The following is a 17904-nucleotide window of genomic DNA, read 5'->3' as shown; positions in this document are numbered from 1 at the left end:
ATGGACGTCGATTCGCGTCTGATAAAATACGTCGCATTTCCCGCGTCGGAAATAACGACCTGCCCATTGTAGGGCGTTTTGTGCGACGCGAATGGCAGGACAAATCATAGTCGCACGCCGATAGCGCGCCCCACGTCGAGTTCCTCACCCCATGTTCAGTTTCTTCAAGCGCTTCAAGTCGGGCGGCAGCAAAGCCGCCGAAACGAGCCCCGCACCGACCGAATCGCCCGAATCGCCCGAATCGCCCGAACCCGAAGCGTCTTCCGCAGACGTTTCGCAGACACAAGATCCGCTGCCGTCCACAAGCCAGCCAACGACGTCGGCTCAGTCTGGTGCGCCCGCACCGGTTACGTCGTCCGCCCCCGCGGTTGCGCCGACGCAAGCCGTCCAGCCCGCACAACCGGCCGTCAGCCCTGCCGAAAATTCGGCACAGTCCGAGCCAGCGCGGGGCAATATCCCAACGGCACCCACACCGGCGTCAGCTGCGCCGGCGCCTGCCCCGCAGCCGACACCGATCCCCCCTGTCGTTCAAAGTGCGTCCGTTGAACCTGCCGAACCCGTCGAACCCATTGAACCTGTCGCCCCGGTCGTCGTGAAGGACGCGCAAGGCGAAGCCATCGGCGAGATCGTCTCAGCCCCGGCCCCCGAACCGGCGGCCAAGCGTTCGTGGCTCACTAGGCTGAAGGCCGGGCTGTCGAAGACGAGCTCGGGCATCACGAGCATCTTCGTCGGCGTGAAGGTCGACGAGAACCTGTTCGAAGAGCTCGAAGGCGCGCTTCTGATGAGCGACGCGGGCGTGGAAGCCACGACCTATCTGATCGACGCCCTGCGCAAGAAGGTCAAGGCCGAGCGTCTGACCGAAGGCGAACAGGTCAAGCGCGCGCTGCACGACCTGCTCGTCGACCTGCTGCAACCGCTCGAACAGAGTCTCGTGCTGGGCCGCGAAGCGCCGATGGTCGTGATGATCGCGGGCGTGAACGGTGCAGGCAAGACGACCAGCATCGGCAAGCTCGCCAAGCACTTCCAGCACTACGGCCAGTCAGTGCTGCTCGCGGCAGGCGATACGTTCCGCGCGGCAGCCCGTGAACAACTGGCGATCTGGGGCGAACGCAACAACGTCGCCGTCGTCGCTCAGGAAAGCGGCGACCCGGCAGCCGTCGTGTTCGACGCCGTGAGCGCCGCCCGTGCGCGCAAGATCGACATCGTGATGGCGGACACGGCAGGCCGTCTGCCCACGCAGTTGCATCTGATGGAAGAGCTCAAGAAGATCAAGCGCGTGCTGGGCAAGGCGGCCGACGGCGCGCCGCACGAGGTGCTGCTCGTCATCGACGCCAACACCGGCCAGAACGCGCTTACGCAGGTCAAGGCATTCGACGACGCCCTCCAGCTCACCGGTCTCATCGTGACCAAGCTCGACGGCACGGCCAAAGGCGGTATTCTGGCGGCCATCGCCCGTCAGCGTCCGGTGCCGGTGTACTTCATCGGCGTGGGCGAGAAGGTGGAAGACCTGCAGCCGTTCTCGGCCCGCGAGTTCGCCGACGCCCTGCTGGGCTAAGCCGCGAACAACACCGCGAAGCCAACGCATCAAGACAAACGGCCCGCACACTTAGGTGGCGGGCCGTTTGCTTTTCTTTGCTTTTCGTCTGCGTGACGACGTTACATCTGCTGCGCGACGAGTCCTGCGCAAAGCCCCCACATCATGAGGCCGACCACGCCGTCGAGAATCTGCCACGCGCGGGCACGCGAAAAGAGCGGTGCGAGCAGACGTGCGCCGTAACCGAGCGCCGTGAACCACAGGATGGACGCGATCATCGCGCCGCCCGCGAACCACATGTTCCCCGGCGACGGCTCGCGTGCGCCGATGCCACCGAGCAGGATCACCGTGTCGAGATAAACGTGCGGGTTGAGCAGCGAGAGCATCAGCACAAGGCCGATGGCGCGTTGCCACGACATTTCTTGCGTCGCCGCGCGACTGCCGTCCGCCTGCAACGCCCCCGCACCGCGAAATGCCGCGCGCCACGCCCGCAAGCCGTAGAGGAACAGGAACGCCGCGCCCCCCCATGTCACGATCGTGATGAAACGCGGATAGGCGGCAATCAGGCCGCCCATACCCGCCACACCCGCCGCGATCAGCGCCATGTCGCAAATCGCGCAGACCGTCACGACGATGCCCACGTGACGTCGCAAAATCCCCTGACGCAAGACGAACGCATTCTGCGCGCCAATTGCCATGATGAGACTGGCGCCAAGCGCCATGCCCCGCCAGAAAGCCGGATCGATCATCTAGGGACTTACTCGGCGTCGGGTTGCGCTTCGGGTGCAGCGCGCTGGAAGGCTTCGAGCGTCTGGCAATGCGCGTGGATGGCGGAGATGCGCGGGAATGGCGTCATGTCGACCTTGAAGCGATTGGCGTTGTAGATCTGCGGCACGAGGCAGCAATCCGCCAGCGTCGGCGTATCGCCAACGATGAACTTGCCCGGCGACGTCTGTGCCGCGAGACGCGCTTCAAGTGCCTTGAACCCTTCCACGATCCAGTGCACGTACCACGCGTTCTTCTGCTCTTCCGTCACGCCCATGTCGTGCTTGAGGAAACGCAGCACGCGCAGGTTGTCGATCGGGTGAATGTCGGCCGCAATGTCCAGCGCCAGTGCTCGGACCTGCGCGCGCGCAGCCGGGTCGGACGGCAGCAGCGCGGGCGTGGGATGCACGTCTTCCAGATACTCGATGATGGCAAGCGACTGATGAATGTTGACGTCGCCGTCGACGAACGTCGGCACCAGAGCATTGACATTGAGCGCACGGTAGGCTGGTTTGAGATGTTCGCCACCGTCGCGCACCAGATGTACCGGCACGATGTCGTAGTCGAGTCCCTTGAGGTTCAGGGCGATACGCACCCGATAGGCCGCGGAACTGCGGAAATAGCTGTACAGCGTGAGCGTGGACATGGGGCTGACCTCGAAAGCGGAAATTGGGGGGCGACGCGGCGACCAGGGATCGTGAGGATCCAAGGGGCCCGCAAGCGCGCCCGAACACGAGATGGTACTGCAAGCGCTGGCCCCGATGACACCTGATTGCGTATGATGGATAACGACTCGCCCACGAACCAGAAGCCGCATTCCACAGATCACTGCGTCATGACCTCTGCCGCCCCCTTTGCCTGCGCCCCGCTGCTCAAGATCATCGCCCGTGGTGCGAAAGGTGCACGCGCGCTGAGCGCGGACGAAACCCGCACGCTGTTCGACGCCATCCTCGCCGAACGGGTCTCGCCCGCCGAGCTGGGCGGTGTGCTGATCGCGTACCGCATCAAGGGCGAGACGCCCGTCGAACTGCGCGCCATGCTCGACGCCGCGCATGCCACATTCACCCCGCTCGTCGCACCGGCCGACGCCCCGCCACCGGTGCTGCTACCGAGTTACAACGGCGCGCGCAAACAGCCGAACCTCACACCGTTGCTGGCGCTGCTGCTCGCGCGCGACGGCATCCCGGTGCTGGTGCACGGACAACATCACAGCGGCGCGAATCGCGTCGGCACGCAGGCGATCTTCGCGGAACTCGGTCATCCCGCGAGCCGATCGGCCGCCGAGGCGGAGGAGGCCCTGCGCACTCGCCGCGTCGCCTATCTGCCGATTGCGGCGCTGTCGCCTGCGCTGGAACGACTCCTGGAGATGCGTGCGGCGCTCGGCGTGCGAAATTCCGGGCACACCATCGTCAAGCTTTTGCAGCCGTTTGCCGGACCAGCGCTGCGGCTCGTGAACTACACGCATCCGGAGTATCGGGAGACGCTGAGCGAAATGTTTGCCGACGCGACCAATAGCGCCGCCCCGGGCGTGCTGCTCGCACGCGGCACGGAAGGCGAACCGGTTGCGGACGCCCGCCGTCAGGCGGCGATCGATGGATTTTCGGATGGGACATACCGGTCGTGGCAGGAGGCGGAAGACGGTGCCACCGGCGCTCCGCCATCGCTACCTGCCGCCGACGCCCCCGCCACCGCACGATGGACTGCAGCGGTACTCGCCGGAGAGATTCCGGTGCCAGCCCCCATCGCCCGTCAGGTCGAAGTGATCCGTCAGGCCATCGGGCTAAACGCGTCATCGACGCATTGAAACGAAATACGCGCGCAACGTCGGATAACTCGCGCGAATTTCGTCACAAAGTCGAAAAGCCATCGAAAAATACGATATTTTCGGAACATTTCGTCCCGAAACACATCCAATCTTCTGTTTTGGAGAGGACGCCCGGAGAGTACCGGGCGGGTCAGTCGGCCGACGCCATGCGGGTTGCCTGCCAGGAGATGACAAGCCAGGCTTCGGCCAGCAGCTTGTGCACTGCCGTGTAGGTCATTTGCGACGCGAGCGAACCGGTCGCGGTTTCCAGTTCGACCTTGAGCTTGCCGGTGACGACCACCGTGTCGCCGAACTGGCGGAGTTCCTGCGCTTTCGGGTCGACGTCGATGTCGAGGTAACGGCGGCGGCCGGAGCTGATCGCGTCGAGAAATTCGCGCTTGGTCTCGCGTTTGCCATTCGAATGCACGTAGAACAGATCGTCCGCGAGGAGCTTTTCCAGCTCATCGACATCACCTTCGATCATCGCTTCGAAGCGGGCCGATTCGAGTTGTCGTACCGCGTCAATGTGCTTTCCCGCCATGCTGACCTCCCATCCTTCGCCATCACTTTACGCTCGTGGCTTGGGTTGCAATTTACACCATCCGAGTCACGTTTGCGCCAGTGACTTCTCCCGTTTGACGGGGGGTGCTGGAAAACCCCAAGAAGCCGGAAACTTCCCGTCCGGTAAGGGTTCTAACGTCTTTAGCACTCATCGAAAGAGAGTGCTAAAATGCTTTCCCAGAGGCTAACCAGGAGTCCACCACTTGAGTACTGCCGCCACCAAGCATCCGACGACGCCGGCCACCGGCACGGCGCCGAATTCGCGTGCCCTTGCACTTGCCCCGTCGGCGCTGATGCTGCCGGGCAGTCTGGGCAATATCGACAGCTACATTCAGGCTGTCCATCGCATTCCCCTGCTCACCGCCGAGGAAGAGCAGTCGCTCGCCAAGCGTCTGCGTGAAAACGACGATCTCGAAGCCGCCCGCCAGCTCGTGCTTTCGCACCTGCGTCTGGTGGTCTCGATCGCGCGCAATTACCTCGGTTACGGTCTGCCGCACGCCGACCTGATTCAGGAAGGCAATATCGGCCTGATGAAGGCCGTCAAACGGTTCGATCCCACGCAGGGTGTCCGGCTCGTCTCGTACGCCATGCACTGGATCAAGGCCGAGATTCACGAATACGTGCTGAAGAACTGGCGCACGGTCAAGGTCGCCACGACCAAGGCCCAGCGCAAGCTGTTCTTCAATCTGCGTAGCCAGAAGCAAGGCTTGCAGGCCTTCACGCCGGAAGAGATCGATCAGGTCGCACGCGATCTGAACGTCAAGCGTGAAGACGTCATCGAGATGGAAACCCGCATGTCGGGCGGCGATATCGCCCTCGAAGGTCACAGCGACGACGGCGAAAGCGCGAGCTTCGCCCCCATCGCCTATCTGGCCGACTCCCACCAGGAGCCGACCGCCGTGATCGCCGCACGCGAGCGTGACCATCTGCAGAGCGACGGTCTGCAAACGGCGCTTGGTCGTCTCGACCCGCGTAGCCGCCGCATCATCGAAGCGCGCTGGCTGTCGGTCGCCGACGACGGCAGCGGTGGTGCCACGCTGCACGAACTGGCAGACGAATTCGGCGTCTCCGCCGAGCGTATCCGTCAGATCGAAGTGGCCGCGATGAAGAAGATGAAAGGCGCGTTGCAGGCCTACGCGTAATACTGGGATCGAGTGTCGAAGGCAGCGACAAATTGCCACACGACACTGCCATCCAAGTCGACGGAACATCGTCGGCAGCCAAGCCCCGTGAAGCCCCGAGAGGTTCGCGGGGCTTTTTTATTGGACTTCGAAAGTTCATCCGCCATCTGATCGCGACTTGATGCATCGCAAGGTCTGCTACTGATCCAGTCGATAGAATCGGCTCGTACGTAGCCATGCTGCGTGCGAAGGACGGCCCGGGGGCCGTTCGCCGCGCCGGACCCTTGTGTCGAATCTGCTTCTCATCCGCCGTTGCTCGCAATGGCAGATCCGCATCGAGCCAGCGTCACCTGCGTGTCATCCGCCCCCGTGCGCTGCGGTTTGACATTTTCAAGCGATAAGGCAAAATGCGCCGAAAGTCGACGCTGTTCCCAACAACACGACTTTCGACGCCAGGAGCCGTCACGGATGGACACCCACTCTCCTAGCAGTCTGAAGCCTCACGCCACGGCCTCACCGGCAGCCACGGGTATCGTCGCCTGGACGATCCGGCGCTGGCGCACCCGCCCTTCCCGTTTTGCCCTCGAAATCCTGATCGTTCTCGCGATCAAGGTAGTACTCCTGTTCATCCTGAAGCACGCGTTCTTCGACGCTCCAATGGCCAAGCACATGCAATTGCCGCCGGACGTCGTGGCCCGCGCCCTGATCGGGCCGCAGGCCGTCGAAGCGCAGTCCCCCACCAAAAATCAAGGTGTCCGCCATGATCAGTAGCGAAGTCGTCGACCTCTCGCGCTTGCAGTTCGCCATAACGGCGCTGTATCACTTTCTGTTCGTCCCGCTCACACTGGGCCTGTCGTGGCTGCTCGTCATCATGGAATCGGTCTATGTGATGACCGGCAAGCAGATCTACAAGGACATGACCCAGTTCTGGGGCAAGCTCTTCCTGATCAACTTCGCGATGGGTGTGACCACGGGTCTCACGCTCGAATTCCAGTTCGGCACCAACTGGGCCTACTACTCGCATTACGTCGGCGACATCTTCGGTGTGCCGCTCGCAATCGAGGGGTTGATGGCCTTCTTCCTCGAAGCCACGTTCGTGGGCCTGTTCTTCTTCGGATGGAACAAGCTCTCGCGCATCGGCCACCTCGCCACCACCTTCGCGGTGGCACTCGGCTCGAACCTCTCGGCGTTGTGGATTCTCGTGGCCAACGGCTGGATGAACAATCCGATCGGAGCGCACTTCAACTACGAAACCATGCGCATGGAGCTGAGCAGCATCTGGGAAGTGGTGTTCAACCCGGTCGCTCAGGTGAAGTTCGTGCACACGCTCTCGGCCGGTTACGTGACCGCCGCCATGTTCGTGCTCGGCATCTCCGCGTGGTACCTTCTCAAGCGTCGCGACGTGCCGTTCGCGCTGCGCTCGTTCGCGGTCGCCGCGGGCTTCGGTCTGGCATCCACGCTGTCCGTCATCGTGCTGGGCGACGAATCGGGCTACACCACGGGTGAAGTGCAGAAGGTGAAGCTCGCGGCCATCGAAGCGGAATGGGAGACGGCCAAGCCGCCCGCATCGTTCACGCTGTTCGGCTTCCCGAATCAGAAGGAACAACGCACCGACTATGCGGTGAAGATTCCCTGGGCGATGGGTCTGATCGCTACGCGCTCCGTCGACACGCCGGTCATCGGCCTCACGCAATTGCGCGACGAGCATAAGGACAACATCAAGCGCGGCATGATCGCCTTCGCAGCGCTCGAAAAGCTGCGTGGCGGCGATACGTCGCCAGCGGTGCGCGCCGAGTTCGACAAGTACAAGGACGACCTCGGCTACGGCCTGTTGCTCAAGAAGTACACGCCGAACGTCGTCGACGCCACGCCGGAGCAGATTCTGATGGCGGCCAACGACACGATCCCGCCAGTGGCGCCCGTGTTCTGGTCGTTCCGCATCATGGTCGGCCTCGGCTTCCTGTTCCTCTTCACGTTCCTGTGGGCGTTCTGGCTGTGCGCACGACGCCGTCTGCTCAAGCCGCGCTCGGCGTGGTTCCTGCGCTGGTGCGTGTGGGCGATTCCGCTGCCGTGGCTCGCCGCCGAGTTCGGCTGGATCGTCGCCGAAATGGGACGTCAGCCGTGGACCATCGCCGGCATTCTGCCGACGCACCTCTCCACGTCGTCGCTGTCTGCCACCGATCTGTACATGAGCCTCGCGGGCTTCATCATCTTCTACACCGCGCTGCTCATCATTGAGATGTTCCTGATGGTGAAGTACGTCAAGCTCGGCCCGTCGTCGCTGCACACTGGCCGCTATCACTTCGAGACGGAAGGGTCGAGCGGGGCCGCGATTGCGAGCGACCGTCCGGCAACTTCGGTCTGATCGTCAGGGGGACACACATCATGATGATCGATTACACCGTACTCAAGCTGATCTGGTGGGTGCTCGTCGGCGTTCTGCTGATCGGCTTCGCCTTCTTCGACGGCTTCGACATGGGCACCGGCACGCTGCTGCCCTTCCTCGGCAAGACCGACGCGGAACGACGCGTCATCATCAACACCGTCGCCCCCACCTGGGAAGGCAATCAAGTCTGGTTCGTGACGGCAGGCGGTGCGATGTTCGCTGCGTGGCCGCTCGTCTATGCCGCCGCTTTCTCGGGCCTGTACTGGGCGCTGCTGCTCGTGCTCTTCGCGCTGTTCCTGCGACCGGTCGGCTTCGACTACCGCAACAAGCTGCCGAGTGCACGCTGGCGTAACTCTTGGGACTGGGCACTGTTCGTGGGCAGCACCGTGCCGTCGCTGGTGTTCGGCGTGGCCTTCGGCAACCTGCTGCTCGGCCTGCCGTTCTCGTTCGACAACACGCTGCGCTCGACCTACACCGGGTCGTTCTGGGCCCTGCTCAACCCGTTCGCGCTGCTGTGCGGACTGGTGAGCCTGCTGATGCTGGTCACGCACGGTGCGGCGCACCTTCGCATGAAGGCCGATCCGCTCGTGGCCGAGCGCGCCGGACGCATCATGCGTCTAACCGCACTGGGTACGCTGCTGCTGTTCCTCGTGGCCGGAGTGCTGGTCGCCACGCACGTCGACGGCTTCGCCATCACGCAGATGGGCGCGACCGACTCCCCGGCCAATCCGCTGATGAAGCAGGTCACCACCGGCCCGGGCTTGTGGCTCACGAACTATCACACCTACCCGTGGATGATTGCGGCGCCGGTCGTCGCCTGTCTGTGCGCGTTGCTGGCTGCCCTGCTCGCCACGAGCCGCGCGTATGCGTGGACGTTCGTCGTCACAGGCCTGATGATCGCAGGCATCATCCTCACCGCCGGTTTCTCGATGTTCCCGTTCGTCATGCCGTCGGCCACTGCGCCGGGCAGCAGCCTCACGGTGTGGGACGCTACGTCGAGCCAGCTCACGCTGCAAATCATGCTGATCGCCGTGATCGTCTTCCTGCCCATCATTTTGCTCTACACCGGATGGGTGTACCGCGTGATCCGTGGCCGCGTGACGATCGACGCGGTCAACGACAACCCGCACACGATGTACTGATCAAGGAGTCGCGACATGTGGTACTTCTCTTGGATTCTCGGCCTTGGCCTCGCGCTCGCGTTCGGCATCATCAACGTGATGTGGTTCGAAGCGCACGACGACCTCGAACGTCGCAGTCAGGAAGGCAGTTGAGCCTGACGACGCTGAGCCCTCACAGGTCGGCGTCGTAGTGAACGTAGAAACGAAAATCGCGCCTCCAGGGGCGCGATTTTTTTATGCGATGAGATCCTGCGACGGATCGGCGTCTTAGCTCAGCAACGTCTTCAGGTCCTTGGCCATCGCATCGACCGGCTCGTCCGGACGCATGAACAGACGCAGTTGCCCGTTCGGATCGAAGACGTAAATCCCGGCCGTGTGATCGATGGTGTAGTTGTTGGGCGTCGACCCTTCCACCTTGTTGACCACGACGCGGAACGACTTGGTCACTTCCTTGAGCGCGGCGTCATCCGCAGGCCGCAGCCCCACGAAAGCGGGATTGAACGCCGGTACGTACTGGCCCATCAGTTCGGCCGAATCGCGCTGCGGATCGACCGTCACGAACAGCACCTGAACGCGCTGAGCGTCGTCCGCACCGAGCTTCTGCATCACCTGATTGAGTTCCGCCATCGTGGTCGGGCAGACGTCCGGGCAATGCGTGTAGCCGAAGAACATCACCACGGCCTTACCTTTGTAATCGGCGAGCGTGCGCGTCTTGCCCTGCGGATCCTGCAACGAGAAGTCCTTGGCGAATTCCTTGTTGCCGGTGATATCGAGGCTCGTGAACGTCGGCCCTTCCTTACCGCAGGCGGCGAGAAGCACCGTCAGCCCCATCAGCAACATCGCACGGCGCAACCAGATGACAGCAAGATTCATGAACGAATGACCCCAGAACGTATGGAAAAAACGCCTTCGGAAAACACAACAGGCGCGCCGGCGAAGAATACCGTAACGCGCCTGTCGTCGTGACTCAGCCTGTGATGGGCAAATGCCCCGGAAGTTCAGCCCAGCAGGTAGATCTGCACGTAATGATCGACCAGCAACGCCGCGAACAGCAGCGAGAGGTAGACGATCGAATAGCGGAACATCGAGCGCGAGAGCTCATCGGAATACTTGCGCCATAGCTTGACCGCGTAACCGAGGAAGATGCCCGAGAGCACGACCGCCGAGACGAGATACAGATAGCCGCTCATGCGATGCGCGAACGGCAGCAGCGACACCGCAAACAGCACGACGCTGTACAACAGAATCTGCAAACGCGTGTACTTCTCGCCATGCGTGATCGGCAGCATCGGCAGCCCCGAATTCACGTAGTCCTGACGGCGGTAAAGCGCGAGCGCCCAGAAGTGCGGCGGCGTCCAGACGAAGATGATCAGCACCAGAATCCACGCATCGGCTGGCACCGCGCCGGTCGCAGCGGCCCAGCCGAGTGCCGGGGGCATCGCACCTGCCGCGCCGCCGATCACGATGTTCTGCGGCGTCGAGGGCTTGAGGATAATGGTGTAAATAAGCGCGTAGCCGACGAACGTGCCGAGCGTCAGCCACATCGTCAGGGGATTCGTGAACGTGTAGAGCACCACCATGCCAGCGGCACCCAGAATCGTCGAGAAGACGATGATCTGCCACGGTGCGATCTCGCCGCGTGCCGACGGACGCCACGCGGTGCGACGCATGAGGGCGTCGACGCGTTGCTCAATCAGGCAGTTCACGGCAAAGGCCGATCCGGCGAGCAGCCAGATGCCGATGGTGCCGCCGATCAGCACCTGCCACGGCACCATGCCGCGCGTGGACAGGAACATGCCGATCACGGCACAGAAGACGGCGAGCTGCGTCACGCGGGGCTTGGTCAGCGCCCAATATTGCGCGATACGGCTAGCCGGCGGATGGGGAAGGGTCGTGCTTTTCATACACTCTGAAGGCAATGCGCTACGCCGGGCCAGACGGGGCGCCGAGCGGTGCGGCAGCCGGCTCCGCTGCGGAGAAAGGCTTCTGGCGGGCCGGGACGTCTGCCTGATCTATCAGGCTGGCCGCAATGGGCGCCGCTGCGACTAAGCGGGCGGCGCGAATGCGGTAGTTTAACATGACAAGCAAAAGCAGCAGGACCGCCGCGCCGCCGTTGTGGGCAATGGCATTGAGCAGCGGCCATTGGAAAACGATGTTCGACAATCCGGTCGCAAATTGCACGAGCACCAGTAGAAATACCAGAATCGAGAGCTTTCTGAGCGCGGCATGACGTCGCAGCCGACTCGCCAGCCACGCCAGATACAGCACCACGACCACGGCAAACGTCCGGTGCACCCAATGGATCGCCACGAGCGCATCCATCGGAATCACCTCGCCACCCGCCGTCTTGCCCAGTTCTCGCCATAGCTTGAATCCGTTATGCAAGTCCATCGACGGAATCCACTGCCCCTGGCACGTCGGGAAGTCAGTGCATGCCAATACAGCGTAGTTGGTGCTTACCCATCCGCCAAGGGCAATCTGGAAGACGAGCAACGCCAGCCCGATCAGCGCCGCCCACCGCCAGCGCAAGGCCCCGGCATCGGCCGCAACGCTAGCCAACGGCATCTGCCGACATGCCAGCCATGCCAGCGACCCTAGCAAAGTGAGCGCCAACATCAAATGAATGGAGACGATCACCGGCTGCAGCTTCATCGTGACGGTCCACGCCCCGAACGCCCCCTGCACGCACACGAGCACCAGCAGCCACGTGGCCAGCCACGGCGATTGCTTCAGCTCGCGGCGCTTGACCCACGCCATCACCATCAGGGTGATGATGAGCACGCCCACGGCCATCGCGAAATACCGGTGGATCATCTCGATCCACGCCTTGACGAAGGTCACCGGGCCGCTGGGCAGCATCAACTGCGCCGCATGGATGTCGGCATGGGCGGCGAACGGCGACGACGTGCCGTAGCACCCCGGCCAGTCGGGGCATCCGAGACCCGAATCCGTCAGACGCGTGAAGCCGCCGAACATGATCAGGTCGAGCGTGAGAAAGGTCGTCACCCAGGCCAGTTTGCGGTACTTGTTCGCGTCGCGGCGCAGCAGTACCCAGCCGAGCGGCAGCACCGCGATACACAGGCCGATGAAGCCCAGTTCCAGAAGGTAAAGCATCGGTTTTACGTCAGTTCTTCAACAAGTCGGGGGCGCACGTGCGCCCCGGGGCCATTCGTTTCATTCATCGTGAGAGGGACGTTCCCTCGTCCCATCAACCCGTCCCCGACCACTTCAGCAGTCGCGACAGATCGCTTTTGATCTTGCCCGGATCGGCGTTCTTCGGGAACGCCATCATCAGGTTGCCCAGCGGGTCGACCAGATAGATATGATCGCGCAGGCCGGTGCCCTCCTGCGTCGGCAGCCACGAGGCGAGCGCGACCGGATCGGCACGCAGGCGGCGCGTATCAGGGTAAGCGTCGTCGATCTGTTGCGACACCTTCGAGGCGTCTGTCACCAGCCACAGCGTTTCCACTCTCGTGCGCTCGTTGCCCTGCAGGACGCGGATCTGCCGCATATAGAAGAGCTTGCTGACGCAATTCTCGTCGCATGTGGCCGTGTCGGCGCTGATCATGAGCCATTTGCCCTTGAGCGACGACAACGGCAGGTCCTCGCCCGTCTCGTCGTCGTGCACAACGAGCGTCGGCAACGGACGCTGCGGCTCGATCAGCTTGCCGTAGGCGGATGTGCCGCCCTGCGGCTTGAAAACGAAATACATCAGATACGCCGCCACCGCTGGCGCGGCGCACACCACGAAGAGCAGCACGAGCATACGCCTCGCGCGGCGTCGTTGCACCGGGTCGACGGCAGGACTTCCACTCCGATCCGTACTCACATTTGCACTCATGTTGGCCTTATGCGCGTCTTATGCCCGCGTGAATTTGTTGGTCGCTGTCGCCATGCGACGGCCGCGTCGATACGCCAGGCGCAGTCCCAGCAGCGCCAGAATCAGCGACATGCCGAACCACTGCGCCATATAACCATAGTTGCGATCCGCGCCGCTCGCCGGTTGCGGCCAGTCGCGCAGCAGGTGATCACCCGTGTCGTTTGTCTGCATGATGACGAACGGTTGCAGCGGCAGCGACGCCTCACGCGCATATTCCGTCACGTCGAGGTTCTGACGAATCGACAGCCCCGCCGCCGAGCCCCCGTGCCCCAGTTCGAAGGCGCGCGACGGGTCGGGCATGGCAAGGCCTTCCACCGTGATATCGCCCGCCGGTGTGGCATACGGCATGATCGACGCGCGGTCGCGCAGGTCGCGCGGCAGCCATCCGCGATTGACGAGCACCACGTGATCGGGCGCCACTTGCAGCGCCATCACCACATAGAAGCCGGGCAGTTCGTTACGCGGACGGTTATCGAGATACACCACGCGATTACGCAGGAATCGACCCGTGACGCGCACGCGCCGATGGCTCACGTCGTCCAGCGAATAGGCCCGCGCACCGAGCGCGATGACCGGCGCGCGCTCGGCCTGCTCGATCTGCGCCTGACGCGCCAGACGCATCTGCGCACGCTGGTACTGCCACACGCCGAGTGCGGCGGTGAGCATCACGCCCAGCAGTATCAGCACGGCGGGCACAGGCCGCATGCCGCGCAAGAGAGTTTTCAACACGTACGTTCCTTGTCCGGCTGCCGCCTGATGTTGCACAGCGTTGGCTGTCCACACTGCATTGCAGCGTGCCAGCGCGTGTGCGTTGCCCGATAATGACGAATTCCCGTCATCGGACAGATCATGCGCATCATCGTTGCCATCGCCTTCGTCCTGATTCTCGGCAGTCTGGCGTCCGCATTGTTTTTCATGATGCGGGACAAGGGCCGATCGAACCGCACCGTGCAATCGCTGATGGTGCGCGTCGGCCTGTCGGTGACGCTGTTCCTGCTCATCCTGTTCGCCAACTGGATGGGCTGGATTCACAGCACGGGCATACGATACTGAGTCCCGCGCCAGTCTCCTGCGGCAAATCGCCGCACCCCCTCTCTGCCACGCTGCTTTACGCCGAATAACGTCTGCCGACATTCACGGCGGTGGCGCAATGCCGTCACCACCGGTATCCCGCCAACTGTGCGACATAAGGCCGCATCAAATGGAAACGCCGCCGGAATCCGGCGGCGCCCCTGAAGTGTGTTTCGATGCCGACGTCAGAGCCAGTAGACCACGACGTACAGCCCCAGCCACACCACGTCCACAAAGTGCCAGTACCACGCGGCGCCTTCGAAACCGAAGTGATGATCCGGCGTGAAGTGGCCCTTCATCAGGCGCACCAGCATGACGGAGAGCATGATCGCGCCCAGCATCACGTGGAAACCGTGGAAGCCCGTGAGCAGGAAGAAGGTCGAACCGTACACGCCCGAGGTCAGCTTGAGGTTCAGTTCGGTGTAAGCGTGGTGGTATTCGTACGCCTGGAAGCCGAGGAACACGAAACCGAGCACGACGGTGGCGAACAACCAGAAGATCGCGCTGCCACGGTGGTTTGCACGCAGCGCGTGGTGCGAGATCGTGAGCGTGACGCCGGAGGTCAACAGCAGTGCGGTGTTGAGCGTCGGGATCGGCCACGGGCCCATCGTCTCGAACGCATCGACCACGCCTGCCGGGCCGGTGTTCGGCCACACGGCGCTGAAGTCGGGCCACAGCAGCTTGTTATCGAGGTCGCCGAGCCACGGCATGGCCAGCGTACGTGCGTAGAACAGCGCGCCGAAGAATGCCGCGAAGAACATCACTTCGGAGAAGATGAACCAGCTCATGCCCCAGCGATAGGACACGTCGATGCGCTTGCTGTACAGACCGCCCTCGGACTCGGCGATCGAGTCGCCGAACCAGCTGCGTAGCACCCACAGCACCCACAGCAGGCCAGCCAGCGCCGTCCACGGGGCCCACGATAGTCCGTTGACCCACGCAGCGGCCGAGCCGAGCACCACCAGCAGGCCGACACTGCAGCTCACCGGGTGACGCGAGGGGGCCGGCACGAAGTAGTACGGCGCCGTTTGGTGTTGACCACTCATTCTTATCTCTCCAGGCTTGGTTCTCTTTGTCTGTACCAATCACGTCGCGAGCCGGATGGCGAGCTTCGCCAGAAACACCAGCGCCACAACGAACAGAATGCCCCCGATCAACCCCGCCGCGATCAGATGCACAGGGTTAAGCTGTGCCATGTCGCGGTCGTGATCACGCCCCTTGCGCACACCGAAAAACGACCAGAACACCGCACCGATGGTCTGGAAGAAAGACAGCTTGCGCCGGGTCGCCTCCTTCAGGTCATCCATTGCCGTCCTTGCCTCCCCCTATCGAATCTGCAGCCCTTGTTCCTGCGTTCACCACTCCAACATGGGAACCCGTCGGGGCGTCCGCACGTTGATTGGCGTCGTTCTTGCCGAGATCGAAAAAAGTATAGGACAGCGTGATCGTATTCACATCTTTAGGCAGCTTCGTGTCGACCACGAATACCACCGGAAACTCTTTGGCCTCTCCGGCCCTGAGCGTTTGCTGCGTAAAGCAGAAACACTCGATCTTCTTGAAGTAGCTCGCCGCCTGGGCGGGCGCGTAGCTCGGAATCGCCTGCGCGCGGACTTCATGCGGTTGCTGATTCGCCACTTCATATTCGATGGTCGCGATCTCCCCCGGATGCACCGTCAAGCTGCTCTTCGCCGGTTTGAAGCGCAGCGGTCCCTGCGCATTGGCGTCGAACTCAACGGTGATCGTGCGGCTCTCGTCGACCTGCGAATTGCGCGCGCTGATCTCGGTGGTGCGATCTCCCAACTGGTTGATGCCCACGAGATCGCAGAACGCGCGGTAAAACGGCACCATCGCGTACCCGAATCCGAACATCACCGCGACCAGCAGCAAGAGCTTGCTGAAGGTGCGCACGTTGAGGCGTCGCATGCCAGCCATCAGATACCGCCTAACAATTTGGTCTTGATCATCACGCCGATGAAGAACACCAGCACCACCGAGCCTAGAATCAGCCCGGTGCGTAGGTTTCTCGCCCGCTGTTCAGGACTGAGTGCCATGTTCAATGCACCTTCGGCGGCGTCTCGAACGTGTGGAACGGCGCCGGGCTCGGCACGGTCCACTCCAGCCCTTGCGCACCGTCCCACGGCTTGGCTTCGGCCGCTTTACCGCCACGCCACGTCGGAATCGCAACCCAGAACAGGAAGTACACCTGCATCAGGCCGAAGCCGAACGCGCCGATGGTGGCGATCTGGTTGAAGTCCGTGAACTGCGCCGGGTAATCGGCATAACGTCGCGGCATGCCCGCCAGACCCAGGAAGTGCATCGGGAAGAACGTCACGTTGAACGTGATGAGCGAGCCCCAGAAGTGGAACTTGCCGCGCCACTCGTTGTACATATGGCCCGTCCACTTCGGCACCCAGTAATAGAACCCGGCGAATAGCGCGAAGAGCGAGCCGGCCACTAACACGTAGTGGAAGTGCGCCACCACGTAATAAGTACCGTGCATCTGAATGTCGAGCGGGGCCAGCGAGAGAATCAGGCCCGTGAAGCCGCCCATCGTGAACACGAAGAGGAAGCCGACGGAGAACAGCATCGGCGTCTCGAACGTGAGCGAGCCCTTCCACATCGTGGCGACCCAGTTGAAGACCTTCACGCCCGTGGGCACGGAGATCAGCATCGTCGCGTACATGAAGAACAGCTGGCCGGTGACCGGCATGCCCGTCACGAACATGTGGTGCGCCCACACCATGAACGACAGAATCGCGATCGACGCCGTGGCGTACACCATCGAGCTATAGCCGAACAGCGGCTTGCGCGAGAACGCCGGAATCACCTGCGACACGATCCCGAACGCCGGCAAGATCATGATGTACACCTCCGGGTGTCCGAAGAACCAGAAGATGTGCTGATACATGACCGGGTCGCCGCCGCCCGCTGCGTTGAAGAAAGACGTACCGAAGTGACGGTCCGTGAGCAGCATCGTGATCGCGCCGGCGAGCACCGGCATCACGGCGATGAGCAGGTAGGCGGTGATGAGCCACGTCCACACGAACATCGGCATCTTCATCAGCGTCATGCCCGGTGCGCGCATGTTCAGAATGGTGACGATGATGTTGATCGCGCCCATGATCGACGACGCGCCCAGAATGTGCGCCCCGAAGATCGCCAGATCCTGGCCCGGCCCCATCTGCACCGACAGCGGTGCGTACATCGTCCAGCCTGCTGCGGTCGCACCGCCCGGCACGAGGAACGACGAAATCAGGAGCAGACCGCCCACCGGCAGCAGCCAGAAGCTGAAGTTGTTCATGCGTGCGAACGCCATGTCCGACGCACCGATTTGCAGCGGGATCATCCAGTTCGCGAATCCCACGAACGCCGGCATGATCGCGCCGAAAATCATCACCAGCCCGTGCATGGTGGTGAGCTGATTGAAGAACTCCGGACGAATGAACTGCAGGCCCGGTTCGAACAATTCCGCACGGATCATCAACGCCATCACGCCGCCTGAGAGCAGCATGACGAACGAGAAGATCATGTACAACGTGCCGATGTCCTTGTGATTCGTCGCGAATAGCCAGCGACGCCATCCGTGCGGATGGTCGTGCGCGTGATCGTCGTGACCCGCCACGTGATCGTGAGCGATGGAACTCATACCCAATCTCCTTGC

The 17904-nt window shown here is 62.6% G+C and carries 21 protein-coding genes; 8 read left to right on the top strand and 13 right to left on the bottom strand.

Annotation, left to right across the window (positions count from 1 at the left end; genetic code table 11):
* Positions 1 to 151 precede the first annotated feature (151 nt).
* The gene (gene ftsY / locus PAN31117_RS01565; RefSeq protein ID WP_150736631.1) at positions 152 to 1555 is read left to right on the top strand and encodes a signal recognition particle-docking protein FtsY; all 1404 of its coding nucleotides are present in this window, start codon (positions 152 to 154) and stop codon (positions 1553 to 1555) included.
* 101 nt (positions 1556 to 1656) lie between these two features.
* Here ftsY and PAN31117_RS01560 read toward each other — a convergent pair whose 3' ends face one another.
* Both PAN31117_RS01560 and maiA read right to left on the bottom strand, forming a co-directional pair.
* Positions 1657 to 2283: a LysE/ArgO family amino acid transporter gene (locus PAN31117_RS01560; protein WP_150736630.1), complete on the bottom strand. Its 627-nt coding sequence runs from the start codon at positions 2281 to 2283 to the stop codon at positions 1657 to 1659.
* A gap of 8 nt (positions 2284 to 2291) precedes the next feature.
* Complete coding sequence (maiA, locus tag PAN31117_RS01555) at positions 2292 to 2945, bottom strand: maleylacetoacetate isomerase (RefSeq protein WP_150736629.1); 654 nt, start codon at positions 2943 to 2945, stop codon at positions 2292 to 2294.
* A gap of 132 nt (positions 2946 to 3077) precedes the next feature.
* Here maiA and ybiB point away from each other — a divergent pair, with 132 nt between their 5' ends.
* A complete protein-coding gene (gene ybiB, locus PAN31117_RS01550) occupies positions 3078 to 4103 on the top strand; it encodes a DNA-binding protein YbiB (RefSeq protein ID WP_370855709.1) in 1026 nt (341 codons plus the stop codon).
* 151 nt (positions 4104 to 4254) lie between these two features.
* On the opposite strand, the gene PAN31117_RS01545 is transcribed toward ybiB, so the two are convergent.
* Positions 4255 to 4644: a nuclear transport factor 2 family protein gene (locus tag PAN31117_RS01545; protein WP_039395446.1), complete on the bottom strand. Its 390-nt coding sequence runs from the start codon at positions 4642 to 4644 to the stop codon at positions 4255 to 4257.
* Between the two features lie 223 nt (positions 4645 to 4867).
* On the opposite strand from PAN31117_RS01545, the gene rpoH reads away from it, so the two are divergent.
* The 5 genes from rpoH to cydX all read left to right on the top strand — a co-directional run bounded on the left by rpoH (position 4868) and on the right by cydX (position 9445).
* Entirely contained in the window at positions 4868 to 5806 is a 939-nt protein-coding gene (rpoH, locus tag PAN31117_RS01540) for an RNA polymerase sigma factor RpoH (protein WP_150664147.1), read from the top strand.
* Between the two features lie 447 nt (positions 5807 to 6253).
* Positions 6254 to 6556, top strand: coding sequence for a cytochrome oxidase putative small subunit CydP (gene cydP / locus PAN31117_RS01535; RefSeq protein WP_150664146.1), 303 nt, complete (start codon positions 6254 to 6256; stop codon positions 6554 to 6556).
* Positions 6546 to 8150, top strand: coding sequence for a cytochrome ubiquinol oxidase subunit I (locus tag PAN31117_RS01530; protein WP_150736627.1), 1605 nt, complete (start codon positions 6546 to 6548; stop codon positions 8148 to 8150). The genes cydP and PAN31117_RS01530 overlap by 11 nt, the downstream gene beginning before the upstream one ends.
* Before the next feature lie 26 nt (positions 8151 to 8176).
* A complete protein-coding gene (cydB, locus tag PAN31117_RS01525) occupies positions 8177 to 9313 on the top strand; it encodes a cytochrome d ubiquinol oxidase subunit II (protein ID WP_150736916.1) in 1137 nt (378 codons plus the stop codon).
* A gap of 15 nt (positions 9314 to 9328) precedes the next feature.
* A complete protein-coding gene (cydX, locus tag PAN31117_RS01520) occupies positions 9329 to 9445 on the top strand; it encodes a cytochrome bd-I oxidase subunit CydX (RefSeq protein ID WP_042114280.1) in 117 nt (38 codons plus the stop codon).
* A 114-nt stretch (positions 9446 to 9559) separates the two neighbouring features.
* Here cydX and PAN31117_RS01515 read toward each other — a convergent pair whose 3' ends face one another.
* From PAN31117_RS01515 to PAN31117_RS01495, 5 genes are all read right to left on the bottom strand, one after another.
* Positions 9560 to 10165, bottom strand: a complete 606-nt coding sequence (locus PAN31117_RS01515) for an SCO family protein (protein WP_150575368.1) — start codon at positions 10163 to 10165, stop codon at positions 9560 to 9562.
* 125 nt (positions 10166 to 10290) lie between these two features.
* Positions 10291 to 11196: a heme o synthase gene (gene cyoE, locus PAN31117_RS01510; RefSeq protein WP_150661057.1), complete on the bottom strand. Its 906-nt coding sequence runs from the start codon at positions 11194 to 11196 to the stop codon at positions 10291 to 10293.
* 19 nt (positions 11197 to 11215) lie between these two features.
* The gene (locus tag PAN31117_RS01505) at positions 11216 to 12406 is read right to left on the bottom strand and encodes a COX15/CtaA family protein (RefSeq protein WP_150736626.1); all 1191 of its coding nucleotides are present in this window, start codon (positions 12404 to 12406) and stop codon (positions 11216 to 11218) included.
* Between the two features lie 94 nt (positions 12407 to 12500).
* On the bottom strand, positions 12501 to 13133 hold the full coding sequence (locus tag PAN31117_RS01500) for an SCO family protein (RefSeq protein ID WP_150736625.1): 633 nt from the start codon (positions 13131 to 13133) through the stop codon (positions 12501 to 12503).
* An 18-nt stretch (positions 13134 to 13151) separates the two neighbouring features.
* A complete protein-coding gene (locus PAN31117_RS01495; RefSeq protein ID WP_150736915.1) occupies positions 13152 to 13877 on the bottom strand; it encodes an SURF1 family protein in 726 nt (241 codons plus the stop codon).
* A 144-nt stretch (positions 13878 to 14021) separates the two neighbouring features.
* Between PAN31117_RS01495 and PAN31117_RS01490 the strand changes: the two genes are divergently transcribed.
* Positions 14022 to 14225: a twin transmembrane helix small protein gene (locus PAN31117_RS01490; RefSeq protein WP_039395424.1), complete on the top strand. Its 204-nt coding sequence runs from the start codon at positions 14022 to 14024 to the stop codon at positions 14223 to 14225.
* A gap of 203 nt (positions 14226 to 14428) precedes the next feature.
* On the opposite strand, the gene PAN31117_RS01485 is transcribed toward PAN31117_RS01490, so the two are convergent.
* From PAN31117_RS01485 to ctaD, 5 genes are read right to left on the bottom strand one after another with little or no spacing between them, the layout of a single operon-like run.
* On the bottom strand, positions 14429 to 15289 hold the full coding sequence (locus PAN31117_RS01485; RefSeq protein ID WP_046290645.1) for a cytochrome c oxidase subunit 3: 861 nt from the start codon (positions 15287 to 15289) through the stop codon (positions 14429 to 14431).
* Positions 15290 to 15328: 39 nt separating this feature from the next.
* A complete protein-coding gene (locus tag PAN31117_RS01480; protein WP_046290644.1) occupies positions 15329 to 15550 on the bottom strand; it encodes a DUF2970 domain-containing protein in 222 nt (73 codons plus the stop codon).
* The gene (locus tag PAN31117_RS01475) at positions 15543 to 16175 is read right to left on the bottom strand and encodes a cytochrome c oxidase assembly protein (RefSeq protein WP_150736624.1); all 633 of its coding nucleotides are present in this window, start codon (positions 16173 to 16175) and stop codon (positions 15543 to 15545) included. Before PAN31117_RS01475 ends, PAN31117_RS01480 begins: the two co-directional genes overlap by 8 nt.
* The gene (locus PAN31117_RS27330; protein WP_211279338.1) at positions 16175 to 16294 is read right to left on the bottom strand and encodes a cytochrome oxidase small assembly protein; all 120 of its coding nucleotides are present in this window, start codon (positions 16292 to 16294) and stop codon (positions 16175 to 16177) included. The genes PAN31117_RS01475 and PAN31117_RS27330 overlap by 1 nt, the downstream gene beginning before the upstream one ends.
* Positions 16295 to 16296: 2 nt before the next feature.
* On the bottom strand, positions 16297 to 17889 hold the full coding sequence (gene ctaD / locus PAN31117_RS01470; RefSeq protein WP_039395417.1) for a cytochrome c oxidase subunit I: 1593 nt from the start codon (positions 17887 to 17889) through the stop codon (positions 16297 to 16299).
* Between the last annotated feature and the right edge of the window lie 15 nt (positions 17890 to 17904).

The sequence above is a fragment of the Pandoraea anapnoica genome, assembly GCF_902459765.1.
Lineage (GTDB): Bacteria > Pseudomonadota > Gammaproteobacteria > Burkholderiales > Burkholderiaceae > Pandoraea > Pandoraea anapnoica.
This window is presented reverse-complemented; position numbering and strand designations above follow the sequence as displayed.